The following is a 25,248-nucleotide window of genomic DNA, read 5'->3' on the forward strand; positions in this document are numbered from 1 at the left end:
ATGTACCACCTGCGATTATATATGACCAAGCTGTACGCCGTGAATGGCGGTGCTTTATTTCTCAATATTGGATGTATGATCATCGTCAGCTTGCTGGAGGGGCTGGGTATTTACATGCTTGTTCCCATGCTGGCGGCTATCGGCATATTTGGCGGTCATGCAGGGATACCCTTCCTGTCAGGCGGATTTGATCTTTTCTTGTCAAACATCCCTAAAAGCTGGCTGTTGCCGGGAATGCTGCTGCTTTTTGTGTTACTGCTCATAGGGCAGGCACTTCTTCAGCGTTACCAATCCATTCTGAATTCGCGGATTCAGCAACGGTTCATGCGTTCCCTTCGAATAGACGTGTATACCTCCTTTATGAAGGCCCAGTGGACTTTTTACTTGCGTCAGCGAAAGTCTGATTTCAGTCATGTGATGACGACCGAGCTGGCGCGTGTTAGTCAGGGAACCAATCTGCTTCTCCAGCTCACCACAGCCGTTATTTTTACGCTGATTCAGATTGCGCTGGCTTTTTGGCTGTCTCCTTCTTTAACCGGGCTGGTGTTCCTGTGCGGATTGGGGTTGTTTGTCGTGTTTCGCAGGTCCATTCAAAACGCTAAACAACTGGGCGACCGTACCACCGAGCTATCGCAGATTTATTTTGCCGGAATTACCGACCATATGAACGGGATGAAGGATATTAAAAGCAATCTGCTGGAAGCTGCGAATATAGACTGGTTTCGATCTTTGACCCAACGTATGGAGGACAACACAACCCAGTTTGTACGGCAAAATGCCACCACACAATTTTTTCACCGCACGGCGGCTGCCGTGTTTATCGCTTGCATCATGCTAGTGTCATTGCAATGGCTACACGTTTCTCCTGAAAAGCTGATTGTGCTCATCCTTATATTTTCTCGCTTATGGCCAAGGTTTGCCCTTATTCAAGCGAGTCTGGAATATATCATGTCTATGCTGTCTGCTTTTGAAAGTGTGACCAAGGTACAGCAGGAATGCGAAGCTTTCTCAGATCCATCGCTGACTGCACTTACAACCTTTGAGACTCGCATTCCAAGCGATTTATCGGTAACCCATAAATCTGTATCTGCATCTACAACTGCATCTACAACTGCATCTGCACGCCAGCCCTTGTATCTTCGTACGGGCATTGAATGCAGTGGTCTGGATTATCGGTATGATGGTACAGCAGAGCTTGCATTACACCAAATAAATCTATTCATCCCTGCTCGGGGAATGACGGCTATTGTGGGGAAATCGGGCGCAGGCAAAAGTACAATGGTTGACGTCCTGATGGGATTTTTACGACCAACCCATGGCCAGATTAAAATGGACGGACATGTGCTGGACGACGAGCTGTTGCCACAGTGGCGGCAGTCGTTTGGGTATGTGTCGCAGGACCCTTTTTTGTTTCATGCCACTGTCCGTGAAAATTTGAAGCTGGCCGATGCGAATGCGAGCGAGCAGCAGTTATGGGAAGCGTTACATTTTGCAGCCGCAGATGGCTTTGTTACCAGATTGCCCGAAGGGCTGGACACGGTGATCGGGGATCGCGGCATTCGCCTGTCTGGAGGGGAACGTCAGCGGTTGGTACTAGCGCGGGCTGTCCTGCATCGTCCTCCGGTACTCATTCTGGATGAGGCGACAAGTGCGCTGGATGGGGAGCATGAAGCCGATATTCAGGCGGCGCTGGAGCGGATGAAAGGTCAAATGACGTTGATCGTCATTGCTCACCGTCTGTCGACCATTCGTCATGCCGATCAGATTGTCGTTCTGGAGCAGGGAGAGATTATACAGCAGGGGAATTACCGTCAATTGGTGCAGGAGGAGCGGGGGGCGTTCAGTCAACTGCTGTCATACCAAAGCAGTGTGATCTCCACCCCTTAGCTGCCTGTTCTGTTCACAATGCTTAACTCCCCACTGGATATGGAATGGGCACAGTCTCAGGTTTCCTTGCGTTTGGCTGTGCTTCTTTTCTTTTTGATCGGAGTTGGGGAAACGACATCTCCTGCCACTGCTTGTTGTGTTGTTGTGGCTGCTGTTTTACGCACAGGGCGTTTTTTCACAGCAGGGCCGATATCGGCAACGACAGGCTTCACTGCCTCGATGCTGGCCTGGAGTGCAGCCATCAGGTCCACGACATTGGTCTGCGGCTGAGACGGAGCGATTCGGATCTCTTCTCCAGCCACTTTATGCTGAATGAGGTCCAGCAGACGCTCGCGGTACTGGTCCGTGTATTTTGCTGCATCAAAAGGCGTGGATAGCTGCTCAATGAGCATTTTTGCCATCGTCAGCTCCTTCTCTTTAACTTCCTCCTGCCCCGGCAGATTAGGAACCTGGGACACCGGGCGAATTTCATCCGGGTAAAACATTGTCTCCACCGCCAAACATTCATCCAGCACACGAATAGCCGCCAGACTGCTTTTGGATCGGATTGAGATTTGAGCAATGCCAATTTTTCCGGTATCCTTCATGGCATTCATAAGCAGTTTGTAAGCATTGGAGCCTGCCTGATCCGGGGACAAATAATATGTTTTTTGAAAATAAATTGGATCAATCTCCTGCAAGTCCACAAAATCCAAAATAACGATATTTTTATCCGCTTGTCCGCTGATTTGCTCCAGTTCCTCCTTATCGAACATGACAAACTTCCCTTTTTCGTATTCATAGCCTTTACCAATTTCCTCCCATTCGACCTCCTTGTCACAAACGGGACACTTTCGTACATAACTGAGCGGACTTCCGCATTCCTTGTGAATATAACGCATGGAAATATCTTTATCCTCTGTAGCCGAAAACATCTTAACGGGCACATGAACCAGCCCAAAGCTGATCGCGCCTTTCCAGACCGTATGCATACCGCCAGTCCTCCTTTTCTTTAATCCGCATTTTGTATCCTTCGATTCCAACGCTCGGCTGTGAGCATATTCATTTTTCACTTAGTATGCTTCGGAGAGCTACATCGCATAACACGATGATTTGAGGTTGTTAAGTTACATTGGGTATATTAAGATAAGGAATAATAAATAATCTTGCCATTTTATAAGGAAGGAGTGTTCATGTCATGAAGAAAAGATCATTAAATTTTATATCTTTTGGATATGGATACTCTACTGCTGTTTTTTTCTAAAATCATTTTTATGGGTGGAGTCTGCCTAAAAATGGTTAGGAGAAACGGTAGAAAAATTTTAGAATGACGAGGTCGATTAAATGAAAAATGAAAAAATAATTAGAAAAAATCCAGCAGGCATGCCAAAACCAGTAGGGAATTACACACATATAACTAAAATTCCCAGAAATTCAGAGCTATTCGTGACTTCAGGTCAAATTGGAGTAGATCAGAATGGCCAATTCCCAGAAAGCTTTAACCTGCAAATCAGCAATACTTTTAATAACATTAAATCAGTTTTGGACGCCGAACAATTAACCGCTGACAATATTATTAAAGTAAATGTTTGGGCAACTGAGCAGATAGATTGGGATTACATGTATTCCCAATGGGAAAAGTTATTCGGGAATGATTATCCTGCAATGACTATCGGCTACCTTACTGCTCTAGGATTGCCTGAAATAAAAATTGAAATTGAAATTTGGGCAGCTAAAGCATAAAAATAATACGTACCTCATTTATGGAATGGAATCATAGATAGCCCCGGTCTTCGTGAGAAGCTGGGGCTGTTTGATGTTTAAACTCACGAAAAATCCGCTTGCGCATGGTTGCAGCTTTTTTGGTGCATAGTAAGGCATATCCGATTCAAAAGGAGGTACACAATTTATGCCCGGAAAATCATATCCTCGGCAAATCAGACATCGTGTGGGTCAAAGCCATATCGCCTTTCGGGGACCCGCCGGAGGCGAACAGGATGCATTGCCGCCCGAGTTTGCCCTTTCCCATGGAATCCAGCCGCCTTTTCCTGTAGCTGTGGGTCATGTGGATTTGGAGGCTGTGGTTTCAACTTCGCCTTCTCATAGCATACCTTCACTGGACGTTGAACGGATTATAGATGAGGACTAGGTGTACCTGTATTTCTGAATACATGGATACAAAACAAATCATCAGGAGGAGATCAGCATGAACGTGGAACGAGCAAAAGCGATTTACAATTCATCCGAAAACATTGCCGTGCAATTAGAGGGTAAACCGATCTGGATCGAGCATGTGGATGAAGCAAACGGTATGGCTACCGTACAGGTGGGCAGCAACCCCGGCAATACTCAAACCGTCCGTGTGGATCGTCTGGAAGAGCGATAGGAGATGGGAACCAAACATCTGGTCATTATCCATGGCCGTGACAAAAAGCCCAGATGCGACGAAATGCTTCGTCTCATTAAAAAAGCGCTGATCGCAGGATTGCGTCGAGTGAACGAGGAAGCGGCACAAAAGCTGGAGCAAGAGCAGATTTTACTGACATTTAGTTATTATGGTGACATCAACAATCGGCTCTTATTAGAGAGTCGGCCTCGGTACAGAAAACTTTTTGAAGAAGACGATGGAGATTTCTACGTTCCAGACCATTATTACGACGAAAGTATGGAACAATTAATTAATCGACCAACGGATCATATGACCCCGGAGGAATACGAGCGTCTGATAGCCAATGAACCCACTATACACTTCTATGATGATGCTGCAAAAATACTCAGCCCTTACCTCTCTTTGTTTGGTATGAGTACCCGTGCGATCAAAAGGATTCTCCCTGATCTGGGAGCCTATTTAACCAGTCGTGTAATAGGCTCCCAAATTCGCGAAAGGCTACAGTCCCCTCTAGCCGAGGCTTTAAGTAGTGGAGAGGATGTCATGCTGCTTTCCCATAGTATGGGATGCATGGTGGCTTACGATGTTTTATGGAAATTTTCACGTATGAGCGAATACAAACATCTATGGGAACACAAAGTTAACGAATGGCTAACATTGGGTAATCCGCTAGGCGAGCCAGCCGTAAAGCGCAGCTTGTATGATTCCAATGAGCCTGACGACGGTATGTATCCCGCAAATATCAGAAATTGGACCAATATTAACGCCGAGGATGACTACATTGCGCATGATGCAACGGTTGAAGATGATTTCCATCTGATGCTGAATCGAAATTTAATAGAAAGTATTGATGATCAGCCGCTTATTCAGACATTCTGGAAAGATAGTCACACTGGGCGTTCCAATCCCCACAACTTCTTTGCTTATCTTAACCATACGAAGGTGGCTGAGCATGTAGCGGATTGGATTTTACGCTCATAAAAGGCGCATTTTATTTGCACAGCTGTAGACTTTCATCGCATGAATGCTGCTTGAATGGTCCCACTCCAACAAAAAAAGGCTCGCAATTGCTCATTGAGCAATTAGCGAACCCTACTTGTAAAAATGAATGCGGTCGAGAGAACTCAAGCCTTCACGGGGGATTAGCCCACACGGACCTGAAACTTCATCGGAGTCAGTACCCATCTCCCCTTAAGGGCTTGTTCCGTTCTCATGACCTTTACACTGCAATGGCCTTCAAATGTGGTGAAACCATCAGTTTAGCCTCTGTCGCCATTTGAACGTCTTCGACTGACAAACCCGGGGCAATTTCCTTCAGCATCAGCCCTCTACCCGGAATAACATCGATGACAGCCTTTTCGGTTACTATGGTCTTTACAACATTTACAGCGGTCAGGGGCAGCTTGCATTGTTTCAGTATTTTCGGCGCCCCATTTTTGTTCACATGCTCCATGGCTATAATCACTCTCTTGGCTCCGACCACCAAATCCATGGCTCCCCCCATGCCCGGCACCTTTTTCCCCGGGATCATCCAGCTTGCAAGGTTACCTTTCTCATCGACCTCCAGGGCGCCCAAAACGGTGATATCCACATGTCCTCCGCGGATGATGGAAAATGAAAGTGCACTGTCAAAAAAGCAAGCTCCTTCTACAGATGTAACGTAGTTTCCGCCTGAATCGATACAATCGAGTCTTTCTTTTCCCTGAGCCGCTTTGGGACCTACACCGAGGATTCCGTTCTCCGCCTGCAGCATAATATGAATGTTTTCAGGGATATAGTCCACCACCATTGTAGGCATTCCAACACCAAGGTTGACAACTTCGCCATCTTTGAATTCCTGGGCTATTCTTCGAACAATTAATTCTCTGTTATTCATGCGTGTCCACCCACCTTTACAATCGCGTCGACAAATATTCCGGGAACGTTGACATGATTGGGGTCAATTTCTCCCGCCTTTACGTATTCGTCTGTCTGAGCAACTACATACTCTGCCGCTGTAGCCATAACCAAATTGAAGTTGCGTGAAGAGCCGTTAATGACAAGATTCCCCTCTTCATCAGCCTTATGGGCTCTGATTAGCGCCACATCCGCTTTGAGCGGCAGTTCGAGCAAATATTCCCTTTCGTCAATTTCTATTTTCTTTTTTCCTTCCTCTACTATGGTGCCTACACCTACAGGTGTTAAAACACCGCCCAAACCGGCTCCCCCTGCGCGTATTTTTTCAGCGAGCGTGCCTTGCGGGAAGAGCTGAACCTCCGCTTCTTTCGTCATAAGGAGCCTGCCCGTTTCCGGATTGGAGCCGATATAGGATGCAAAAATCCGCTTTACTCTGCCGCTTTTTACAAGGTTATAGATAGATAATTCCGGCGTGCCTGTGTCATTGGAAATGATCGTGAGATTGCTGGCTGAATTTGTGTCGACAAGCGCACGTACCAGATCCTCCGGAAAGCCTCCTGCCAGAAAACCTCCGACCATCACCGTGTCTCCGTCTTTAACCTTCTTAACTGCTTCTTCAGCGGAAATTACTTTGTTATTCATGGTTCCTTCTCCTTATATATATATTTTTAGGAAAGCAAGCTTTATTGGAGATAATCGTAGAGGACTCTTCCATATGGAAGCGTTAAATCGGCAATAAAATGTTTTCCGCCAATATAAGCTTGAACCGGCAAATCTGCCACAGGAGCGTTGACATGGGGGATCAGGCTTAATCTGGCAGGACCTGACCAGGCGCCTTTTACAGTAATGTTGTCGAGATTATACGCTACTAACTGAGCAATTTTGGGGGTACCGTCAACATCAGGAATTAATTTTAAATTAACTTGTGTTTTTGCGATGGCTTTAGCCGTTTCCTGTTCATCAAGAATGTTATATTTGAAAGGCATGGTTCCCGTGGCCACTAGAACGTGATTATAATGCAATGTACCTGTAAGCGTCTCCGTATCCTCAACGATCAGATGAGGCTTCGCCCATTTTTTCGGAAATCCCCAGATTTCACGTCCCCCAAGAATAGCAGGCGCGTTATCCAAATACATTTGGGCAACAAAATTACAGGGTTCTCCTTGAAAAGTACACGGAATGACAATACCGCTTTCCTCATAGCTTCCTAAACCGGATGAATCGGGCATCTTGATCCATTCATAGGAAACAGTATTGCTTCCATCCGGCTGAAGAGGTTCCGGGACCGCTTGTCTAATCGCAGCGGGGTCGGATTCATAGGTAATGATAAAAAATTCCCGGTTGATGAAGCGGCATGGCGGGCGCCCATAACTGCCGCTGGCCGCAGGCATGGATTGGAGTGAAAGTACATCTTTTTGATTCATAGCGATCTCCCTTCCTTTTAAGAGGTAGTTCCAAAAGTCATCTTTTGAACACGCATTTTAAATGAGTGCATTTTCAACCAGCATCGCTATTCCCATTCCCGTTCCGATGCATAACGAGGCTATGCCGTAACGTGAAGATCTTCGCACCATTTCATGAACCAACGTAACCAATATCCTGGCACCGCTTGCACCGACAGGATGCCCGATCGCGATCGCGCCGCCATTGACATTCACCTTCTCCGGACTGACCCCAAGCTCTTTCAATACCGCTAATGCTTGTGCGGCGAACGCTTCATTAATTTCAAAAAGATCAATGGCATCGATGGATATTCCCTGTTTTTTAAGAAGTGACGAAATGGCTTTTACCGGTCCCATTCCCATATATGCAGGGTCAACGCCAACAAGTGAATAACCCTTGATATATGCCAACGGCTTCAACGCATGTTCCTTACATTTGTCTTCCGACACTACAAGCATAGCTGCCGCGCCATCATTGATCCCCGAAGAATTTCCGGCGGTAACCGTTCCGTTCTCCTTAAACGCAGTTTTTAAATGAGCAAGTTTTTCTTTCGTTGTATTTCCTCTTATGTGTTCGTCCTCCGTGAAATAAATAGTTTCTTTTTTGTTTTTGATCATGACCGGAACAATCTGCTCTTCAAAAACCTTTTTGTTTTTTGCTTCTAAAGCCTTTATCTGGCTTTCATAGGAAAACTCATCCTGCTCAAGTCTTGAAATTCCATATTTCTCGGCAACATTTTCTGCGGTAATTCCCATATGGTAATTATTGATCGGGCACGTAAGTCCGTCGGCCACCAGGGAGTCTACCAATTCACCGTTGCCAAGCTTGTAGCCGTTTCTTGCATTCCTTAGCAGATAAGGGGCGTTTGACATGCTCTCCATACCTCCGGCCAAGACGATGTTGCTTTGTTCGGCCAATATTGAATCGTAGGCTAAAGCAACGGCATGAAGTCCTGAACCGCAAACCGTGTTTATCGTTGATTCGGGTACATCAATGGGGATATCGGCTTTCAGTGCCGCCTGTCTGGCAGGATTTTGGCCATTGCCCGCCTGAAGAACATTTCCCAAATAAATTTGATCAATCAAAGCAGGCTCTAATTTACTTTGCTGAAGGCATGCTGTCATCACAATTGCTCCCAGTTCAGGAGCGCTTAGGGGCGCAAGGGTTTTGTTAAAAGAGCCGACCGCTGTTCTTAACGGGCTTACTAAAGCTACTTTTTTCATAAAAATTCACATTCCTTTCGCTGTGTTCAAGACACAATACATCCATGACTGCAATTCCATTCGTAATTTTCGCTCTTACCTTACGAAGTACAGCGACTGCAAGATACATTTGCATGCGGGCATATCATGGTGCCTAAGACGGTGGGTGTGACGGTGCGATCGCCTTCTTTCGTTGGAAATTAAAACCATTTTCATCATAGTCCCAATGCAGAATTTGCTCAATGTTCAAATATTTACATATATTTGTATACAGATGTTTATAAAGCCATATACTCCAAAATAAATAGGCCATTCTAATGTTTTCTGTTAATTTCTCGATTTTTCTGAAAATAATGATCACAAATTGGATTTTCTGTTAAAAATGAAATTTCTAATCAATACGTGAAAAAGACGAGGCCAATCGTTGAGTTTGCACACCTTCCTCATTAATCACGCCCTTCCTTTTCTTCGCAAATAGAACCTAACTCATCGCTGGGAAATAAAAAAAAGCCCTTCAGAATTTTCTGAAGACGGCTTTGCCTTTAAATATTCATGATCTTCGTCATAATTGTGCCAGCTTGCTTCTTGTTAACGGTGTCACCCCAATTACACAAAAAGCTCCTGAATCTCCACAGAAGGAAATTCAAGAGCACTTTCATTGCTAAGTTGATGCGGCCTGAATAAGCGCCCGAAAAGGCGCTTTTTATATTGTTTAATTCAGGAAACAGGGTGTATAGTATGATTAATCTTTGAGGGAGGTGAGTCGTATGGACTTTAACATATGCTTGTTCGATGATTTTGAAACACTGGATGTATTCGGACCCGTTGAGATTTTTGGCCGCCTGCCTGAAGAGTATGACTTAAAATATTTCTCTATGAACGGGGGAATTATTGAGAGTCGGCAAAAAACCAAGATTGTTACAGAACCTATTGCACAAGCAAAGCCCGATGGCATATTCATGATCCCGGGCGGACAGGGGACAAGAAGTTTAATCCATGACGATCAATTTATGAAACAGGTCAAAGAGATTGCGGAACAGTCCTGTTTTTGTATAACCGTCTGTACAGGTTCTGCGCTGCTTGCTAAAACAGGCTTGTTAAAAAACAGGCGCGCCACATCCAATAAATTAGCCTTTGATTGGGTGAAATCCATCGACACGGAAGTTGACTGGATTCCAAAGGCAAGATGGGTAGTAGATGGAAAGTTCTATACTTCATCGGGTGTATCCGCTGGAATAGATATGTCCTTAGGCTTTGTTTCTGACCACTTTGGTCTTGAAAAAGCTCAACAGGTGGCTAATCAAATTGAATACATCTGGAATTCCAATAAAAATGATGACCCCTTTGCTAGATAAGTATATTGCAAGAGATAAGGAGGTTCGATGATGACATCTTTCGTGCTAGTTCATGGCGCATGGCATGGTGGATGGTGCTGGGAGCGTGTGGTTCCGCTGCTCGAAGCAGAAGGCCATTTCGTCACAACGCCGACGCTGACCGGGCTTGCCGAACGGGCACCCGCGCTCTCGCGAGACGTGAATCTGACGACGCATATCAACGACATTGTGGATCATATTCGGGCTGCGAATCTCGATGATGTCACCTTGGTCGGTCACAGCTACGGCGGGTTTCCTGCGAGTGCCGCAGCCCTCCAACTGTCCGATGTCGTCTCACATCTTGTGCTACTCGATGCTTTTCTGCCGGGCGATGGTGAGATGCTGCTGGACCATGCTCCGATACTAATTGAAGACTATGGCGCACAGGCAGCCGCAGATGAAAGCTGGAACATTCCTCCACTTCCAGCAGCTCTGTTCGGGGTCGGAGAGCCGGATCAGCCATGGGTTGACGCTCAGTTGACGCCGCAACCAGTGAATACATATTTCGAGCGAATGCGTTTTGAAAGCCCGTTCGATATTCAACGAAAATCCTATATACGTTGCACTCAGGCACCTGGAGATCTGCTTGAGCGATCACTGTCGCGCGTGCGGAGGGACTCAGGCTGGCGCTATATCGAGATAGACGCGGCCCATGACGTCATGATTAGCAATCCAGAGTTGCTTGCGCATGTGTTGCTCAAGCAACTCTGACCGCTCTGGATGGCGTCTGCGGTACGGGCTATGATACGTTGAAAAACGGAATGTAATTGTAAATAGCCTTGATCTTAGTGATAAGATGGGGCTATTTCATGCTCTTACGAAATTCAATTTGATATCTCCACGATTCTCTAGCCACAGCAGTTCGTTGAGTAAAAATGTCATGCTATCCATAGTATGTAGTCTTTCAATAGTATCCGATACAACTGTCATAAGATCACACTGAATGTTTTCTGCAAGTTGTAGTCCACCACTGTCACCGTCGACGAATAAGTGTGTATGTTCAGGATGGTCTATCTTAAGTACATGACGGAGCCACAAGCAACCATGCTCAATGTGAAAGAAGTAGTGTTCACCGTAAATAATTCCCTCAAATATCTCATACATATGTGATTGATCATAGGGTCCAAATACCATCGCTGCCCGTTCTAGTGCGAGTGAATTAGTTTCTGGTGCTATAAACATATAATTGTGCCTCCTATTGGATAGTTGAAAAATGCTTTGGAACTTTAACATATTGCTAATAACGAATGGTTTTGCTACGATGGGTGTACGTGAATATTAGTTAACATTTCAATATGTCAACATGTAGTGCTTATTTTTTTGGAGGGATTTCTATGGAACCTTTGAGTATACGTTGTCGCCTTGGAGAAATGATGAGAGAACGTGGATTACAAAACAAAGATGTAGTGGAGTTAACAGGCGTGAGTCGAAACACAATTACCTCGCTTGCTGGCAATGCCACCAAACGTATAGATTACGATACACTCGGTGCATCGTGTCGCGGATTAGGTGTTACTCCCGGTGATCTTCTGGAGTACATACCGAATGCCAAAGAAAGTACTGAATAATTGACATGGACCGTTACTATTAACGGTCTTTTTGCATAATATACTGGGCTGAGTAAACATATAAGGAATGTTTCGATGAGGAAAATTCTTTTGTTTGTCCCATGATCTCAATATTTGTTCTACTAGCAGCTTGTTCAAATAAGGTAATAACTTATCAAGGAGAAAGTGATAGCTGGCGAGTTACAAGTACTGCTTAAATCCATGGAGACTCTAGCAGTTATCAATATACCTTGAGCTATAAGGGGAAGATTCCGGCCTTCACGCAGCAGCAGAATGATGATTTTAGGGCTGCCATATCGGCCCTTTGTATCGTTGTTCTTTTTCTTTAACGATCAATGACTCCGACGGGAGGTAATTATGGACAAGGCCGCTATGAAATCGCAGTCCATTGAATTTATTGTGCTCAGAATAAGAATTGAAGGCCCCCCTTTACTTTTTCAAAATCAGCATGTATTATAGATTCAGGCAAGATGAAATCGCTTTATTCCGGAATTTAATTGATTTCTTACAACTACAAAATTTAACTGGGCGTGTTACTGATAATGCAGGCAAGACCTGGGTAGAGTATTCAATGGTACATTTATGTACTGTCGTACTTTATCTGGGTCTTTTTTTGTTAACTTTTCCAGTTAAATGAAAAAGAAGGGGATTATTATGGACCATAAACAAACAGCGTCCCAGATTTTAAAAGGTGTAGGCGGACAGGGAAATATTGAAAGCGTATATCATTGCTCCACACGTTTGCGTTTCACATTGAAGGATGTGAGCAAGGCGGACAAAGATTTTATTGAGAAGGTAGATGGAGTAATCAGCGTAGTGAACAGTGGCGGCCAGTTCCAGGTGATCGTTGGAAATGAAGTTAGCTACGTCTATCGGGAACTGCCCGAAATTGGAGGGTCGTCTCCCGGGCCCACTGAATCTTCAACCAGAAAAAGATTCAGTATCAGCTCTTTCTTTGATTTAATCGCGGGAATCTTCCAGCCTCTCGTTCCGGCAGTCTCTGGAGCCGGGATGCTCAAGGTGCTGTTGTTGCTGCTCTCGATGACAGGGATCTTAAAGACAGCTGACCAGACTTATATCATCCTTAGTAACCTTGCGGATGCAGCCTTTTATTTCCTGCCTGTACTGGTAGCATACTCTTCTGCCGTCAAATTTAAAACAAGTGTGCCGCTGGCAATAGCTGTGAGTGCGGCGTTGCTGCATCCCAAAATGACTGCCTTGTTTACTGAAGGTAATCCGCTGGCATTATTCGGTATTCCGCTGACTCCGGCCAATTATGGCGGACAAGTCGTACCGATCATCCTGATCGTGTTTTTCATGGGGTACATTCAACGTTTTGCCGACAGAGTCTCGCCCAATGTGGTCAAAGTGTTTCTCAGTCCGCTCATTGTTATATTGATTACCGGACCTGTAGCCTTTTTGGCTCTTGGCCCGATCGGTGTTTTCCTGGGCAATGGCCTCACTCAAAGCATTCTGCTGATTCAGGACCATATCGGATTTATTGCAGTAGCCATTCTGGCTGTATTGATGCCTATCTTTGTATCCCTGGGTATTCATAAAGTCTTCATTCCTATTATGGTTTCGTCTATCGCTAATCCGGGCTATGATATGCTGATTCTGGCTGCCCACCTTTGCTCCAACTTTGCGCAGAGCGCCGCATCCTTTGCAGTTGCTACACGCACCAAGAGTTCTTCTCTTCGCCAGCTTGCGATTTCATCTGGTATTACGGCATCTTTCGGGATTTCGGAGCCTGCGCTCTACGGTGTAACGATGAAGCTCAAAAAACCGCTGTATGCCGCAATGGGCGGGGCCGGTGTTGCTGGAGTCTTCGCAGGGCTGATGCATCTCAAAGCCTATGTGGTTGTTGGTCCGGGCCTTGCTTCGCTTCCGATGTTCGTTGGGGCCGGCAACAATTTCACGGTAGCCGTCATTACGCTTGCCATTTCGTTTGTCGTAACGTTTATCTTGGCCAGAATTATCGGATTTGATGAGCCGGTCGACCCGACTGAAAGAACAGTTGCTCAGTCGGTTGCCCAGTCCGTGTCCATCAAAGTGCCTTCAGGCAAGCAAGAGACTGTTGAACTTTATGCTCCTCTTAGTGGACAGAGCATACCGCTGAGCGAAGTTTCGGATGAAGTCTTCTCCAAAGAAATGATGGGAAAAGGAATTGCCTTCGTGCCTGGGGAGAACATCCTTTACGCACCGATGAATGGGATCATTTCCCCCCTCTATAAAAGCAAACATGCAGTGGGACTGGTAACCGATAATGGGGTAGAACTGCTCATTCATATCGGGATAGACACAGTGAAAATGAAGGGTTCTGGCTTTAAAGCGTTTGTGAAAACAGGAGATACCGTATCCAAGGGGGACAAGTTGATTGAGTTCGATATTGAAGCAATCAAGGCTTTTGGCCTGGACCCTACTACTATGATGATTGTAACCAATACCGACAGTTTTACAGAAATTAAGAGCAAATCATTGCCAAATGTACAACCTGGCGATGCTATCATGACATTAATAACCAAAGGAGGAATATAATATGAATAATGCTAATCAATTTCCTGAAGGCTTCTACTGGGGCGGAGCCACAGCCGCCAATCAGATTGAAGGGGCTTGGAACGAAGACGGCAAGGGAGTCAGCACACTGGATATGTTCACGGGCGGTTCCATCCACCAGAAACGCAGGATTACCCTTGAGCTTGACCCGGCAGAACGTTATCCTACGCATGAAGCCATTGACTTTTACCATCATTATAAGGAAGATATTCGATTGCTCGCCGAAATGGGATTCAAGATGTTCCGTCTTTCCATTAACTGGACGCGTATTTTCCCTAACGGAGATGAGCCGGAGCCTAATCAGAAGGGCCTTGAATTCTATGACCGGATATTCGCCGAGCTGAAAAAATACAACATCGAGCCTCTCGTTACGATTGCGCATTATGAGTTTCCATTCCACCTGTCCAAAACGATTAATGGTTGGGCCAGCCGGGAGATGATTCAGCATTACTTGCGGTATGCTGAGGTACTGTTGAATCGCTACAAGAATGATGTGAAGTACTGGATTCCTTTTAACGAAATCAATTGCCTTACCCTTGCACAAAAAGCTTATCAAGCCGGAGGTATCATCTATGATGAGAACGGTGAAACAATCGACCTGACAAGGGACAATGCCCAGCTCCGCTTCCAGGCACTCCATCATCAATTTGTGGCCTCTGCGCTGACGGTAGCCCGTGGTAGAGAAATTAATCCGGACTTCCAATTTGGGTCCATGCTGACTCACTTCACCTTTTATCCGCTGACATGCAATCCTGAGGATATTATGCTGGCTACCCGGGAAATGCAGATGAAAATCTATTATTGTGCCGATGTTCTTCACCGCGGATATTATCCTTCCTATTCGAAGCATTTCTTTGAGCAGGAGGGGGTCACACTTCATCAAGAACCGGGCGATGCGGATATCTTAAGACGCGGAACCATGGATTTTGCATCCTTCAGTTATTACATGTCCGTATGTGTCAGTTCAGATCCCAATCAGGAACAGACCGGTGGCAACCTGCTGGGCGGTGTTAAGAATCCATACCTTCAGGAAAGTGAATGGAAATGGCAGATTGACCCTATCGGACTGCGTTATACGTTGCATACCTTGTATGATCGCTATCAGGTACCATTGATGATTGCCGAGAATGGTCTGGGTGCCGTGGATATCGTGGACGAGGACGGAAATATTAATGATGATTATCGTATTGATTATTTGAGGGGTCACATCAAAGAAATGAAGCAGGCGATTGCCGAAGGTGTTGAATTGATCGCTTACACAAGCTGGGCCTGCATAGATTCCGTGTCGCTCGGAACGGGAGAGATGAAGAAACGTTATGGCTTTGTCTATGTGGACAAGCATGATGATGGCACCGGAAGCCTCAAACGAATGAAGAAGAAATCTTTTGACTGGTATAAGCAAGTCATTGCAAGTAACGGAGATAATCTTTAAGAAGAATAAATAAGCTCAGGGCCTGCTGTGGCAGGTTCTGAGTTTATATGGATACGGGGGTTCTCCACACATATGAAGATTGTCAAAATTCTCAATAATAGTATTGTTCTTGCCGAGAAGGAGAACGGGGAAGATATCATTGTTATGGGGAAAGCTATCGGATATAGCAACAAGATCGGTAATTTCATTGATCCTTCCAAGATCGAAAAAATCTATGTGCTCGAAGACCAGACCTCCAAAGATCTGATCAAGCTCATGGAAGAAACACCTGCCGAATACCTGGAAATCACACGCCGAATTGTGGAAATGGCGGAGAAAACACTGGGTTCTAAGCTGATTGATTCGGTGTATTTCACGTTAACAGACCACCTTCATCTGGCGGTTATTCGCTTTAAATCGGGAATCATCCTACAGAACAGGCTGCTGTGGGAGGTGCGGAAATTCTATCCACGGGAATTCGAAATTGGCATTCGGGCACTGAAAGAAATCGAATCCAGACTGGGTCTCCGATTGCCGGAGGAAGAGGGCGGCAATATTGCTTTTCATATTGTCAACGCGCAAAACCTCGAAGGGCAACTGCAAGACGTTATCTTCATGACGAATTTCATCAAAGATGTTCTGAAAATTATCAATCACTATTTCGGGATTGAACTGGATACGGAATCCATAAACTATTCACGTTTTGTGACACACTTGCAATTTCTTGCGCAGCGTTTACTTGAGGAACGTCCGCTGGACTCCGATAATTTTTTCCTCTACGACAATATAAGTACAACCTTTGCCAAAGAGCATCAATGCACGCTTGTCATTAAATCATACATTGAAAAATCGTTCAAATTCATTCTGACCCGAGAAGAGCAAATCTACCTGACGATTCATATTAGCCGGCTTCTTATGAGTTCAAACGAATGAAGATTCAATTCAAATAGGCAAACGCAAACTCCTAAAGGAGCCTGCGTTTGCCTATTTGAATTGAGGATATGCGCCCGGTATGGCTGAGGCGTGTTCAGCAGTAAAGCTTTCTTGTATGGTCAATTGGTATCAATGAGAGAACCACGAGCTGCTTTGAGCAGCCTGTTCATGATGGCTGCGCCAAGTCCGGTATCCGGGCAGGTCTCAGCGATAATGTAGGTCGCTCCCACTTCATCGAACCGACGCAGCGCGGCATACAAGAAGCGGGCCCCCTCTTCCAGTGAGGATAACGAACCCAGAGAAACGACGCAGGAAGCAGCATCCTTGGCATACAAGGATCTGTGTTCTTCAAAAAGAAGTAGTCCTGTAACCTCGCCCCTGTTGTCCGCATTGCGCAGTAGCCCAGCAGCCGCGTCCGCTACGCGCTGCGGCGAAGCACCGCCTACCAGGCCGAGCCATCCGCGCGGTGCATAATGGGCATATTTCATACCCGGCGCACGCGGTGCCGAATGGTCGTCATTGGCAGCGCCCGGAGCGACTGCTGCTTCTTTGTGAAGTGGGCCCGCCGTATTAGCCTGCGTAGAGACCGTAATACCAGCTACCGCCTCCAGCTGTTCGCCCGTGATACCGCCTGGACGCAGTATGGTCACTGTCCCGTCAGGCTGCACTTGTACCACTGTCGACTCCAATCCGACGCCTGTGGCCCCATCGTCCACAACACCGCTGATGTAACCTGCCAGGTCATCCATCACATGAGAGGCCAATGTGGGGCTTGGCCGACCGGAGCGGTTAGCGCTGGGCCCCGCTACGGGAATGCGAGCCGCACGCAGCAGCGCCAGTGCAGTGGGATGGTCAGGCATCCGTACAGCGACGGTGTCAAGTCCGGCGGTCACGCGCTTCGACAGGACATCTGCCCGGACAGGCAGCACCAATGTCAACGGCCCCGGCCAGAAAGCATCCATTAACGCTTCGGCAGTCTTATTTACACCAGTAACCAGTTCCTCGAGCTGGCTCCGCTCAGCAATGTGCACGATCAGAGGATTGTCAGCCGGTCGACCTTTGGCGGCGAACACGGCTTCTACTGCGGCGGTGTTGCATGCGTCTGCTCCTAGGCCATAGACCGTTTCAGTAGGGAAGGCCACCGTACCTCCGCTAAGTAATAAAGCTGCCGCTTCGGCAATAAACCGCTCATCTTGTGCAGAATACTGCCGTACAGTTTCTCCGGCCGCCTTGGGTGGGGTTAGCTGCCAGTATATAGTTTCTTGATTTCCCTGAGTCTTCCATTGAACAGCAAATTCAGTTGTATCCGCTTTTATCAAGTTCATCACAAACTTTCTTCATATTAAATTGCAGTTCCTCAGTTAAGGCCTGATTGGGCCTTGGTCAACAGCTTGCCATTCTGGAAATGAGAACACGTTCGGCCACACGTTCATTTAAGCTGTCATAGTCGGCCTGTGAAGTTCCCGAGGAGACGCAAGCCACAAGTGTAATCAGAGATAATCATTGCTGCGCCGCCTAACCATTGCTTACTCGGATTGTTCATGGGTACAAAATCTCCTTATCCGTATATAAATAAAAAAATATCGTCTTATATTTTACCATAGCAGATGTCCGCTGTAACTGAGACTATGGCTCTGGTCGTAATTAAAGTAAGGTGAAAGAGAAGTGAATATTATTGAGGCAGCGAACCGATTTAATATAGATGTAGACAATGGTTTGAAAAGGAAATTACAGAATATATACAACAACAGCAACAAGCCGTAGGACATTATACGCAGCAGCACATATCTGAGCAGTTTACTCGTTTTCTACACGAATTAGCCTTTTATTATTTAAGTAAAACATGGAAGCGGTTGATAATATATGCTAAACGTTAAATTCTAATTCAGGACCAGCTCAAGGGCTGGTCTTCTTCTATATATCATACATGTTTTCTTTATTTATCCATCATAGATTTAGAAATAACGCTTTAGACTAAGAATGTGAAAGGAGGGATTGGGATGAGAAATAAGAAATTTTGCAACATTCCTTAGAAACGGACAGAAAGAAGCTCTACAATCTGCAAAAGATATGGATCGGATAATTCTAGTGTGCTCAAGCAGTCCAACGTTCTGGATAAAAACTTATCAATTAGTATAATGAACCTTCTATGCAGCACATGAAAGAAACTACTGTGTAAAAAATTCGTTCTTGGGCGAGGAACTTTTGGCGGGTGACTCATTTTATCATTATTTAATAAAATATTTTTATTTCAATAGCCACAGCTATCTTTATGAAATATCAGATTCATCAAAAATAAACAAATAATCCTGAAAAGACAAAATACGACATCGTTTTTTGATATAAACGGCATATTAAAATATTTTCGGCTGTGTGCTAGTCTTTATACTATAAATAACATAAAGGGGTGCAATTATGTTAAAATTTATAAATAAAATTGTTAGTCCGATACTTGTTATTTCTTTTTTAACCACCTCATTCATAGCATCGCCTGCATCAGCAGACGTAGAAAAGGAATTGACGTCAAAAGCTAAACCCAATTCGTCTTTTTCTACATTGGTAGATAACATTGTGCAAGGAAAAACCGAACTAAGAATCAATACCCTTAAAGAAACAAATGTTACAAAAGACGAAGCCTTAAAACAATATGCTAAAGCTTTTGATATTGTAGAAAAGTATATTGCAGAAAAAAATATTAAAATCAATCAAGATCTCGACAACATTGAATATCAAAGATTTATAAAGTCATTAGGGGTATCACTTGATGACTTTTCAGAGTCTGACAGACAAGAGATTGTGAAGCTAGTTAAGTTTGTGGATTTATACGAAAACGCTGAGAAAAATAAGATTATTAATAACCTTAAATCAAAATTATATGCAAAGTCCATTAATGAGAAAGACTTAGCGGAACTGTTGGAACTTGTACCAGTATCCTTATCTGAGGCTTCAACAGTTGAGGCTCCTACAACTGTTGAAGCCTCAGTTTATCAAGAAAAGGCGGACATAAAACCGTTAAGATATGCAAATGGATACAGTTCAGTTAATGCAAGAGACTATGCTTACAAATGGTGGGATGACCGTAATCCAACTTACTCTAAGTACTACGCCGATTATTTTGGTTGTTCTGTAAGTAGAGCATGTTGGAATGACTGCACCAACTTTGTTTCACAGGCATTATACGCTGGTGGTATGCTGGAATGGGATGGTTTATATTTAACTGGTGATGATGCTTGGTACTTTAGAAATGGCTCCCCCTTTAAACCATCTCATAGCTGGGGGGGGGGGCAAATAATTTCTATAATCACTGGAAGTATAGAGCTAAATTAGCATCTATTACAAACGATATGTCAATGGGAGACCCAGTAAATGCTGACTTCAATAATGATGGTGACATCGATCATACAGCTATTATAACTGAGTTTACGAATGGCCGTTTCTTTTTGACTCAGCATACAACAGATAGAAAAGACGCTCCCTTATCTACTTGGTATTCAAATGGGTACAAGGTTTATGCATGGAAAATGAGTACTGCAAAAAGAAGCCCAAATGACTGAGGTGTTTTATGCGCTTGATTTGTTTAGTATTATTAATAATCCTTGCATCATGCTCAAATGTAACAGACAGTTCGACCAAGGAGGTTAGTACTGAATATGAAAATGTTCAGGAACTTAACAATTTACCTGTTCCCAGCACTGCCATCGAAGTCGATGAAAAATCTGCTAGAGATTTAAAGAACTATAAAATTCCTCAGTCCTTTGAAAATTTTAATGCTTCATATCAAGAAAAACTCAAAGGTGAGGGATGGGAAATAACTGAAGTCGAGAGCAACAAGGTAATATCAGTAGAGAAAAAAAATATCAAATACTTACTGATTATCACTAAAAGCTCTGACACTCAAACAACCAATGTTACAGTTAGAGATAATTTTCAAGACCCCACACGGGGTCTTTTTTTTACTCTTATTGAGTTAATCAAGCTTTATATACTCAGCCAGCCAGATTCATCGTGAATTAGTGATTTGTTGATATTATTCGTTAGCGACTGATAATCTTATGCTAAATGTTAACTTTAATCAAAGGCCAGCTCAAGCTGGTCTTTTTTCTATAAATCGGACATTTTTTCTGAATTTATTCATCCTCATAATAGAAATAACCTCTTACACTAAGATCATAAAAGGAGGAATTGTGATGAAAAAGCAAGAAATTTTACGATATCGCTTGGAAAAGAACAGACAGAAGCTCTACGATCTTCAAAAAGAACACGGATTGGATGATGCACGTGTGCTCAAGCAATCTATGCTTCTCGACGAACTCATCAACCAATACAATCGGATCTTCTATACAAATGTAAAAAAGCCGACTGCTTGAAAGCAATCGACCTCTGAGCGAGAAACTTTTGGCGGGTGACTCGCTCTATTATTTTATCATACATGCCTTAAAATCAGAATGATTCATATTAAAAATGTACAGCCTCCGTTGCAAGCAAACGTACAAAACGATTACCGAGCATCTCATTGTGGTGTGCAACGATTTGTTCGCCACTCAGCACTTTACTATTAAATGTACTGTGCGCATCCGACACAAGCACATTATTCTGGTACCCCAGACTGTAGGCGTTCCGACAGGTCGTGTCGAGGCAGAACTCGGTTTGCATCCCCGCAATGATGAGCCGATCAGCTCCCAGTTCCTTGAGCACATTGTCCAATTCGGTTTGGTAAAAGCTGTCCCAGGATGTTTTACGGACAATTCGCTCATGGGGAAGGGGACGCACTGCATCGGCTATGGCCCAGCCTACACTGTTTTCCCGGAAATCCTCATCCGCTTCATCGGTATGCTGCACAAAAATCACCGGTGTACCTGCAGCTCTGGCTCTGGTCAAAAGCTGCTGCAAATGCTCTACAACTTCCTGCTCTCGGTACAGCTTCTCATCATACATAAACATAGCTTGCTGCACGTCAATTATGAGTAAAACGTTTTGTCCCATCGTTTCGATTCCCTCCCTGTATGTTTCATCTATCTTACAATAGCATGTCTTCATGCCTTGCGGCGACATAAGGTGAACTATATAATAAAGGACAAGTTGGCACGGTCCGATTCGGACGAAAGGTGATTAAAATATATGAAAATTTCGCAGGAACAGTTTACGTTCCGTTCTGCCGGAGAGGCTCAGACCGGGACTTTGGCAGGGTTTTTGGCAGCCAAAGCGGTTCCCGGAACGGTGATCGTGCTGGATGGAGACCTGGGAGCGGGCAAAACCGCTTTTTCCAAAGCCTTTGCCAGTCATCTGGGTGTCCCGGGTATCGTAAACAGCCCCACCTTTACGCTCATTAAGGAGTATGAAGGCCGATTGCCCTTGTACCATATGGATGTGTACCGTATTACACAGGATGAGGCAGAGGATCTTGGGCTGGACGAATATTTTTACGGGACAGGCGTATGTCTGGTCGAATGGGGCAGTATTATACCAGATATGTTGCCGGAGCAGCGGCTTCACATGTATATAGAAACAACGGATGTGGAGGAGCGCTTGATTCACCTTACCGGGTACGGCGAGCCTTATGAACAATGGTGCCGCAGTTTGCGGGAGAATGGAGTTTGAAGCATGCAAAGAGAGCATACAGATGAGAATGTAAAGCCGCGTGAGCGGTTTTTGGCGTTAGATACAGCGACGACCGTGATGGCGGCCGCTCTGATGAACGGAAAAGAGTTACTGGGAGAAAGCAATGTCTATGGCGAACGCAATCACTCGGTGCACGTGATTTCCGAATTGGAACGGCTTCTGAACGAAGACGGGCTGACACGAGATGATGTGGACGGCATTGCGGTGGGTGTGGGACCGGGGTCTTACACAGGCATTCGCATTGCGGTGACCGCAGCGAAAACACTTGCTTGGGCCTGGGGAGTCCCGGTGACATCCGTATCCACTTTGCAGGCGCTGGCCTGGGGCGGTTGGAGCCGTGGCACCGAGTCGCAGGGGCAAGAAGCTGGAAGTGAGTTAGCAAGTATACACTCGCCCGGAGAGCAGGCGGCAGACTGGATTGTTCCAGTGCTGGATGCAAGGCGCGGACAGGTTTACACAGGCTTGTTCGCAGCGAATGTGGACGGCAATACCGGGATTCCGCAGCGTCTGGAACCGGATGAGATCCGATTGATGGCCACTTGGACTGAGGACCTGCTGCAACGGCTGGAGGCTTTGCCGTCCGAACAGCGCCCTGCGGTCATTTGGCTGGTCGGTGAAACGGCGGTTCACGCAGAAACAGCCGAGCGCCTGCGTGCATGGAGCGAGCTTCGTATCGTACCGTATGAGCTGGAAGGAAGATGGGTTGGCCGCCTTGGGGCGGATAAGCTGCTTCGTCAGGAACATGACGAGTTACATACGCTGGTTCCAAACTATACCCAGTTGGCGGAGGCGGAAGCCAATCTGCTTCGTCAGCGCTGAAGAGAGCGGTGAACAACATGGCAAAGAACATACAACGGGAAGAAAAGCTGGAGTTTCGACTGATGCAGCTGGATGATATTCCCGATGTGCTGGCGATTGAGCATGAAGCGTTCACGCTACCGTGGACGGAAGAAGCGTTCCGCAATGAATTGACGATGAATCATTTTGCTAAATATATGATTATGGAGCTGAACGGACAGGCCATCGGCTACGCAGGGATGTGGACGATTATGGACGAGGCTCATATTACGAATATTGCCGTTCGTGAGGCCTATCGCGGGCGCAAGCTTGGAGATAAGCTGCTGGACGAGCTAATGCAAACGGCCTCTTATCTGGGGATGGAACGCATGACGCTGGAGGTACGGGTGACGAATCGGATTGCTCAGGGCTTGTATGAGAAAAAAGGCTTTAAGCCAGCGGGCGTCCGTAAGGGCTATTATTCGGATAATAACGAGGATGCCGTGATCATGTGGGCGGATCTTCCCGCACATGGGGCATCCGGTGAACAGGAAGGAAGCGTGCAGAAGCAATGACGCAAGAGGAAAAAGCAGGTACAGGCGCCGCCTCTGGCGAGCCTTGCTATATACTGGCAGTGGAGACGAGTTGCGACGAGACAGCTGTGTCCGTCGTGAAAAATGGCACCGAGGTGCTTTCTAACCTGATTTCCAGTCAGATTGAAACACATAAAGCCTTTGGCGGAGTTGTGCCAGAGGTGGCATCCCGCAAGCATGTGGAGAGCATTACCTACATGCTGGACGAGGCCATGCAAGCATCGGGAATTACGCCCCGCGAGCTTTCGGCGGTTGCCGTGACGCAAGGACCGGGACTGGTTGGTGCGCTGCTGGTGGGCATTGTTGCCGCCAAGAGCGCCGCCATGGCGTTCGGCAAGCCGTTGATCGGAACCCATCATATCGCAGGACATATTTATGCAAATCAGTTGGAGCATAAAATCGTATATCCATGCATTGCTCTGGTCGTATCGGGTGGGCACACGGAGCTGGTATGGATGGAGTCCGAGGGTCATTTTCACCTGATTGGCCGCACACGGGATGATGCGGTTGGGGAAGCCTACGACAAGGTAGCCCGTGCTATTGGATTTCCGTATCCCGGTGGTCCGCACGTAGACCGAGTGGCTCATGAATCGGAGGAAACTATCACCTTGCCGCGTGCATGGTTGGAGCCGGATTCTTATGATTTTAGCTTCAGCGGCTTGAAATCGGCGGTATTGAATGTGATCAACCAGACGAAAATGCGCGGAGAAACTGTTCATGCCGGAGCTATCGCAAGAGGCTTTCAAGAGTCGGTCGTGGAGGTGCTGGTAGAAAAAGCGATTCGTGCTATGCGTGAATACGGCGCGAAGCAACTGCTGCTGTGTGGCGGTGTTGCCGCCAATCGCGGACTGCGGACGGCACTTCGCGAACGTTGCGAGCGTGAAGGTATTGAGTTGCTAGTACCATCTATGAAATATTGTACGGATAATGCAGCCATGATTGGTGCGGCAGCTTTCGCCAAGTGGAAGCGTGGCGAATTCACCTCGCTGGACATGAAAGCCGATCCCGGGCTGTCTCTGGAAGAGTGGTCCGTCCAATCTTAATTGGAGAGGCATTGGCTAGTGAGTAGAAGGTAAGTGAAGAAAGTGGATAGGGACACGACTCATTTGGGTCGTGTCTTTTTATGTAATATATAAGCTAAATTCGAAAAATACGTATACATCTCTATATATAAAATTCAAGAGGCATAAATACAGGAATTTGAGCCGGGGAATTTTACTGTCTAATTCTCCCGCAACATTCGTCATGATGTTGCACGATTTTTCAGCATTCATCAAAAAAATCTGAAATTTAATACTCCCCGAACAATGATATGATTTGTCAAGTTGTGAACAAAGTTATCCACATATCCCGTCCGAAATGTGGATAATCAAGCTCGAAGCAAGCAGCTTAAGACTTTTTTGGGATGCAAGAACAGGGGGCATTTTGCATCTTTAGGTTTTGAGAAATCTGTGGATAATGTGGATAAAAGGGTGGATAAATTTGGTTTTCATATGAAAATGGCTTTTTATCAATAAAAAAATGGCCCTAAAGGCCATTTTTCAATACATTTCATGCACATATTCTGTGGATATCTTTGTGTATAAAAAGACGAATGGGGCAAATGTGAAATTTTTAAGGCC

At 45.6% G+C, this 25,248-nt stretch carries 28 protein-coding genes; 20 read left to right on the forward strand and 8 right to left on the reverse strand.

Features of this window, described 5'->3' with window-relative positions:
• Nucleotides 1-1,887 (forward strand): ABC transporter ATP-binding protein, encoded by a 1,887-nt coding sequence (locus tag ABH897_RS11050; protein WP_404591904.1) that lies wholly within the window; start codon nucleotides 1-3, stop codon nucleotides 1,885-1,887.
• A gap of 56 nt (nucleotides 1,888-1,943) precedes the next feature.
• Here the strand turns inward: ABH897_RS11050 and ku are convergent, their stop codons facing one another.
• Complete coding sequence (ku, locus tag ABH897_RS11055; RefSeq protein ID WP_404520288.1) at nucleotides 1,944-2,858, reverse strand: non-homologous end joining protein Ku; 915 nt, start codon at nucleotides 2,856-2,858, stop codon at nucleotides 1,944-1,946.
• A 352-nt stretch (nucleotides 2,859-3,210) separates the two neighbouring features.
• Here ku and ABH897_RS11060 point away from each other — a divergent pair, with 352 nt between their 5' ends.
• The 4 genes from ABH897_RS11060 (at nucleotide 3,211) to ABH897_RS11075 (ending at nucleotide 5,236) form a co-directional block, all read left to right on the forward strand.
• Nucleotides 3,211-3,609, forward strand: coding sequence for a RidA family protein (locus ABH897_RS11060; protein WP_044645187.1), 399 nt, complete (start codon nucleotides 3,211-3,213; stop codon nucleotides 3,607-3,609).
• 166 nt (nucleotides 3,610-3,775) lie between these two features.
• Nucleotides 3,776-4,015: a hypothetical protein gene (locus ABH897_RS11065; protein WP_014280296.1), complete on the forward strand. Its 240-nt coding sequence runs from the start codon at nucleotides 3,776-3,778 to the stop codon at nucleotides 4,013-4,015.
• A gap of 57 nt (nucleotides 4,016-4,072) precedes the next feature.
• Nucleotides 4,073-4,252, forward strand: a complete 180-nt coding sequence (locus ABH897_RS11070) for an H-type small acid-soluble spore protein (protein ID WP_044645186.1) — start codon at nucleotides 4,073-4,075, stop codon at nucleotides 4,250-4,252.
• Nucleotides 4,253-4,255: 3 nt separating this feature from the next.
• Nucleotides 4,256-5,236, forward strand: coding sequence for a hypothetical protein (locus ABH897_RS11075; protein ID WP_404591907.1), 981 nt, complete (start codon nucleotides 4,256-4,258; stop codon nucleotides 5,234-5,236).
• A 238-nt stretch (nucleotides 5,237-5,474) separates the two neighbouring features.
• Here ABH897_RS11075 and ABH897_RS11080 read toward each other — a convergent pair whose 3' ends face one another.
• The 4 genes from ABH897_RS11080 to ABH897_RS11095 are packed head-to-tail and all read right to left on the reverse strand — an operon-like array spanning nucleotide 5,475 to nucleotide 8,817.
• On the reverse strand, nucleotides 5,475-6,131 hold the full coding sequence (locus ABH897_RS11080) for a 3-oxoacid CoA-transferase subunit B (RefSeq protein WP_404591909.1): 657 nt from the start codon (nucleotides 6,129-6,131) through the stop codon (nucleotides 5,475-5,477).
• A complete protein-coding gene (locus ABH897_RS11085; protein WP_404591911.1) occupies nucleotides 6,128-6,793 on the reverse strand; it encodes a CoA transferase subunit A in 666 nt (221 codons plus the stop codon). The genes ABH897_RS11080 and ABH897_RS11085 overlap by 4 nt, the downstream gene beginning before the upstream one ends.
• Nucleotides 6,794-6,834: 41 nt before the next feature.
• Complete coding sequence (locus tag ABH897_RS11090) at nucleotides 6,835-7,575, reverse strand: acetoacetate decarboxylase (RefSeq protein WP_134910779.1); 741 nt, start codon at nucleotides 7,573-7,575, stop codon at nucleotides 6,835-6,837.
• A gap of 57 nt (nucleotides 7,576-7,632) precedes the next feature.
• Entirely contained in the window at nucleotides 7,633-8,817 is a 1,185-nt protein-coding gene (locus ABH897_RS11095; protein ID WP_283654992.1) for an acetyl-CoA C-acetyltransferase, read from the reverse strand.
• Nucleotides 8,818-9,563: 746 nt separating this feature from the next.
• Here ABH897_RS11095 and ABH897_RS11100 point away from each other — a divergent pair.
• Both ABH897_RS11100 and ABH897_RS11105 read left to right on the forward strand, forming a co-directional pair.
• Entirely contained in the window at nucleotides 9,564-10,151 is a 588-nt protein-coding gene (locus ABH897_RS11100) for a DJ-1/PfpI family protein (protein WP_404520277.1), read from the forward strand.
• Between the two features lie 30 nt (nucleotides 10,152-10,181).
• Nucleotides 10,182-10,880: an alpha/beta fold hydrolase gene (locus tag ABH897_RS11105; RefSeq protein ID WP_283656219.1), complete on the forward strand. Its 699-nt coding sequence runs from the start codon at nucleotides 10,182-10,184 to the stop codon at nucleotides 10,878-10,880.
• 96 nt (nucleotides 10,881-10,976) lie between these two features.
• Here the strand turns inward: ABH897_RS11105 and ABH897_RS11110 are convergent, their stop codons facing one another.
• Entirely contained in the window at nucleotides 10,977-11,351 is a 375-nt protein-coding gene (locus ABH897_RS11110) for a hypothetical protein (protein ID WP_283654994.1), read from the reverse strand.
• Between the two features lie 188 nt (nucleotides 11,352-11,539).
• Between ABH897_RS11110 and ABH897_RS11115 the strand changes: the two genes are divergently transcribed.
• The 4 genes from ABH897_RS11115 to licT all read left to right on the forward strand — a co-directional run bounded on the left by ABH897_RS11115 (nucleotide 11,540) and on the right by licT (nucleotide 16,637).
• Entirely contained in the window at nucleotides 11,540-11,737 is a 198-nt protein-coding gene (locus ABH897_RS11115; protein ID WP_404592139.1) for a helix-turn-helix domain-containing protein, read from the forward strand.
• Between the two features lie 654 nt (nucleotides 11,738-12,391).
• Nucleotides 12,392-14,275: a beta-glucoside-specific PTS transporter subunit IIABC gene (locus ABH897_RS11120; protein ID WP_283654995.1), complete on the forward strand. Its 1,884-nt coding sequence runs from the start codon at nucleotides 12,392-12,394 to the stop codon at nucleotides 14,273-14,275.
• 1 nt (nucleotide 14,276) lies between these two features.
• Complete coding sequence (locus tag ABH897_RS11125; RefSeq protein WP_283654996.1) at nucleotides 14,277-15,725, forward strand: glycoside hydrolase family 1 protein; 1,449 nt, start codon at nucleotides 14,277-14,279, stop codon at nucleotides 15,723-15,725.
• Nucleotides 15,726-15,797: 72 nt separating this feature from the next.
• Nucleotides 15,798-16,637, forward strand: a complete 840-nt coding sequence (gene licT / locus ABH897_RS11130) for a BglG family transcription antiterminator LicT (RefSeq protein WP_283654997.1) — start codon at nucleotides 15,798-15,800, stop codon at nucleotides 16,635-16,637.
• A 119-nt stretch (nucleotides 16,638-16,756) separates the two neighbouring features.
• On the opposite strand, the gene ABH897_RS11135 is transcribed toward licT, so the two are convergent.
• Nucleotides 16,757-17,962: an L-threonylcarbamoyladenylate synthase gene (locus ABH897_RS11135; RefSeq protein WP_283654998.1), complete on the reverse strand. Its 1,206-nt coding sequence runs from the start codon at nucleotides 17,960-17,962 to the stop codon at nucleotides 16,757-16,759.
• A gap of 1,090 nt (nucleotides 17,963-19,052) precedes the next feature.
• Here ABH897_RS11135 and ABH897_RS11140 point away from each other — a divergent pair.
• The 4 genes from ABH897_RS11140 (at nucleotide 19,053) to ABH897_RS11155 (ending at nucleotide 21,004) form a co-directional block, all read left to right on the forward strand.
• On the forward strand, nucleotides 19,053-19,964 hold the full coding sequence (locus tag ABH897_RS11140) for an amidase domain-containing protein (protein WP_404591914.1): 912 nt from the start codon (nucleotides 19,053-19,055) through the stop codon (nucleotides 19,962-19,964).
• Between the two features lie 23 nt (nucleotides 19,965-19,987).
• On the forward strand, nucleotides 19,988-20,191 hold the full coding sequence (locus ABH897_RS11145) for an amidase domain-containing protein (protein WP_404592141.1): 204 nt from the start codon (nucleotides 19,988-19,990) through the stop codon (nucleotides 20,189-20,191).
• 14 nt (nucleotides 20,192-20,205) lie between these two features.
• Nucleotides 20,206-20,646: a hypothetical protein gene (locus tag ABH897_RS11150; RefSeq protein WP_404591916.1), complete on the forward strand. Its 441-nt coding sequence runs from the start codon at nucleotides 20,206-20,208 to the stop codon at nucleotides 20,644-20,646.
• A gap of 178 nt (nucleotides 20,647-20,824) precedes the next feature.
• Nucleotides 20,825-21,004, forward strand: coding sequence for an aspartyl-phosphate phosphatase Spo0E family protein (locus ABH897_RS11155; protein ID WP_283655001.1), 180 nt, complete (start codon nucleotides 20,825-20,827; stop codon nucleotides 21,002-21,004).
• Nucleotides 21,005-21,092: 88 nt separating this feature from the next.
• On the opposite strand, the gene ABH897_RS11160 is transcribed toward ABH897_RS11155, so the two are convergent.
• Entirely contained in the window at nucleotides 21,093-21,620 is a 528-nt protein-coding gene (locus ABH897_RS11160) for a cysteine hydrolase family protein (RefSeq protein WP_283655002.1), read from the reverse strand.
• A 135-nt stretch (nucleotides 21,621-21,755) separates the two neighbouring features.
• On the opposite strand from ABH897_RS11160, the gene tsaE reads away from it, so the two are divergent.
• The 5 genes from tsaE (at nucleotide 21,756) to ABH897_RS11185 (ending at nucleotide 25,143) form a co-directional block, all read left to right on the forward strand.
• Nucleotides 21,756-22,235: a tRNA (adenosine(37)-N6)-threonylcarbamoyltransferase complex ATPase subunit type 1 TsaE gene (tsaE, locus tag ABH897_RS11165; protein ID WP_283655003.1), complete on the forward strand. Its 480-nt coding sequence runs from the start codon at nucleotides 21,756-21,758 to the stop codon at nucleotides 22,233-22,235.
• Nucleotides 22,236-22,238: 3 nt separating this feature from the next.
• Complete coding sequence (gene tsaB / locus ABH897_RS11170) at nucleotides 22,239-23,075, forward strand: tRNA (adenosine(37)-N6)-threonylcarbamoyltransferase complex dimerization subunit type 1 TsaB (protein ID WP_404520263.1); 837 nt, start codon at nucleotides 22,239-22,241, stop codon at nucleotides 23,073-23,075.
• Nucleotides 23,076-23,092: 17 nt separating this feature from the next.
• A complete protein-coding gene (rimI, locus tag ABH897_RS11175; protein ID WP_283655005.1) occupies nucleotides 23,093-23,608 on the forward strand; it encodes a ribosomal protein S18-alanine N-acetyltransferase in 516 nt (171 codons plus the stop codon).
• A complete protein-coding gene (gene tsaD / locus ABH897_RS11180) occupies nucleotides 23,605-24,669 on the forward strand; it encodes a tRNA (adenosine(37)-N6)-threonylcarbamoyltransferase complex transferase subunit TsaD (RefSeq protein ID WP_404580768.1) in 1,065 nt (354 codons plus the stop codon). The genes rimI and tsaD overlap by 4 nt, the downstream gene beginning before the upstream one ends.
• Nucleotides 24,670-24,987: 318 nt before the next feature.
• Nucleotides 24,988-25,143 carry a hypothetical protein gene (locus ABH897_RS11185; RefSeq protein ID WP_404580769.1) on the forward strand — a complete coding sequence of 52 codons (156 nt, stop codon included), beginning with the start codon at nucleotides 24,988-24,990 and terminating at the stop codon, nucleotides 25,141-25,143.
• The last annotated feature ends 105 nt before the right edge of the window (nucleotides 25,144-25,248 follow it).

It is taken from the genome of Paenibacillus sp. RC73, from assembly GCF_044908085.1.
In the GTDB taxonomy this organism is placed as follows: domain Bacteria; phylum Bacillota; class Bacilli; order Paenibacillales; family Paenibacillaceae; genus Paenibacillus; species Paenibacillus terrae_A.

What these genes read in the sequence shown, in the direction of transcription:
- ABH897_RS11050 (WP_404591904.1), top strand. Translation starts at nt 1, where the DNA reads ATGTACCACCTGCGATTATATATGACCAAGCTGTACGCCGTGAATGGC.
- ku (WP_404520288.1), bottom strand. Translation starts at nt 2,858, where the DNA reads ATGCATACGGTCTGGAAAGGCGCGATCAGCTTTGGGCTGGTTCATGTG.
- ABH897_RS11060 (WP_044645187.1), top strand. Translation starts at nt 3,211, where the DNA reads ATGAAAAATGAAAAAATAATTAGAAAAAATCCAGCAGGCATGCCAAAA.
- ABH897_RS11065 (WP_014280296.1), top strand. Translation starts at nt 3,776, where the DNA reads ATGCCCGGAAAATCATATCCTCGGCAAATCAGACATCGTGTGGGTCAA.
- ABH897_RS11070 (WP_044645186.1), top strand. Translation starts at nt 4,073, where the DNA reads ATGAACGTGGAACGAGCAAAAGCGATTTACAATTCATCCGAAAACATT.
- ABH897_RS11075 (WP_404591907.1), top strand. Translation starts at nt 4,256, where the DNA reads ATGGGAACCAAACATCTGGTCATTATCCATGGCCGTGACAAAAAGCCC.
- ABH897_RS11080 (WP_404591909.1), bottom strand. Translation starts at nt 6,131, where the DNA reads ATGAATAACAGAGAATTAATTGTTCGAAGAATAGCCCAGGAATTCAAA.
- ABH897_RS11085 (WP_404591911.1), bottom strand. Translation starts at nt 6,793, where the DNA reads ATGAATAACAAAGTAATTTCCGCTGAAGAAGCAGTTAAGAAGGTTAAA.
- ABH897_RS11090 (WP_134910779.1), bottom strand. Translation starts at nt 7,575, where the DNA reads ATGAATCAAAAAGATGTACTTTCACTCCAATCCATGCCTGCGGCCAGC.
- ABH897_RS11095 (WP_283654992.1), bottom strand. Translation starts at nt 8,817, where the DNA reads ATGAAAAAAGTAGCTTTAGTAAGCCCGTTAAGAACAGCGGTCGGCTCT.
- ABH897_RS11100 (WP_404520277.1), top strand. Translation starts at nt 9,564, where the DNA reads ATGGACTTTAACATATGCTTGTTCGATGATTTTGAAACACTGGATGTA.
- ABH897_RS11105 (WP_283656219.1), top strand. Translation starts at nt 10,182, where the DNA reads ATGACATCTTTCGTGCTAGTTCATGGCGCATGGCATGGTGGATGGTGC.
- ABH897_RS11110 (WP_283654994.1), bottom strand. Translation starts at nt 11,351, where the DNA reads ATGTTTATAGCACCAGAAACTAATTCACTCGCACTAGAACGGGCAGCG.
- ABH897_RS11115 (WP_404592139.1), top strand. Translation starts at nt 11,540, where the DNA reads ATGATGAGAGAACGTGGATTACAAAACAAAGATGTAGTGGAGTTAACA.
- ABH897_RS11120 (WP_283654995.1), top strand. Translation starts at nt 12,392, where the DNA reads ATGGACCATAAACAAACAGCGTCCCAGATTTTAAAAGGTGTAGGCGGA.
- ABH897_RS11125 (WP_283654996.1), top strand. Translation starts at nt 14,277, where the DNA reads ATGAATAATGCTAATCAATTTCCTGAAGGCTTCTACTGGGGCGGAGCC.
- licT (WP_283654997.1), top strand. Translation starts at nt 15,798, where the DNA reads ATGAAGATTGTCAAAATTCTCAATAATAGTATTGTTCTTGCCGAGAAG.
- ABH897_RS11135 (WP_283654998.1), bottom strand. Translation starts at nt 17,962, where the DNA reads ATGAACTTGATAAAAGCGGATACAACTGAATTTGCTGTTCAATGGAAG.
- ABH897_RS11140 (WP_404591914.1), top strand. Translation starts at nt 19,053, where the DNA reads ATGTTAAAATTTATAAATAAAATTGTTAGTCCGATACTTGTTATTTCT.
- ABH897_RS11145 (WP_404592141.1), top strand. Translation starts at nt 19,988, where the DNA reads ATGGGAGACCCAGTAAATGCTGACTTCAATAATGATGGTGACATCGAT.
- ABH897_RS11155 (WP_283655001.1), top strand. Translation starts at nt 20,825, where the DNA reads ATGAAAAAGCAAGAAATTTTACGATATCGCTTGGAAAAGAACAGACAG.
- ABH897_RS11160 (WP_283655002.1), bottom strand. Translation starts at nt 21,620, where the DNA reads ATGGGACAAAACGTTTTACTCATAATTGACGTGCAGCAAGCTATGTTT.
- tsaE (WP_283655003.1), top strand. Translation starts at nt 21,756, where the DNA reads ATGAAAATTTCGCAGGAACAGTTTACGTTCCGTTCTGCCGGAGAGGCT.
- tsaB (WP_404520263.1), top strand. Translation starts at nt 22,239, where the DNA reads ATGCAAAGAGAGCATACAGATGAGAATGTAAAGCCGCGTGAGCGGTTT.
- rimI (WP_283655005.1), top strand. Translation starts at nt 23,093, where the DNA reads ATGGCAAAGAACATACAACGGGAAGAAAAGCTGGAGTTTCGACTGATG.
- tsaD (WP_404580768.1), top strand. Translation starts at nt 23,605, where the DNA reads ATGACGCAAGAGGAAAAAGCAGGTACAGGCGCCGCCTCTGGCGAGCCT.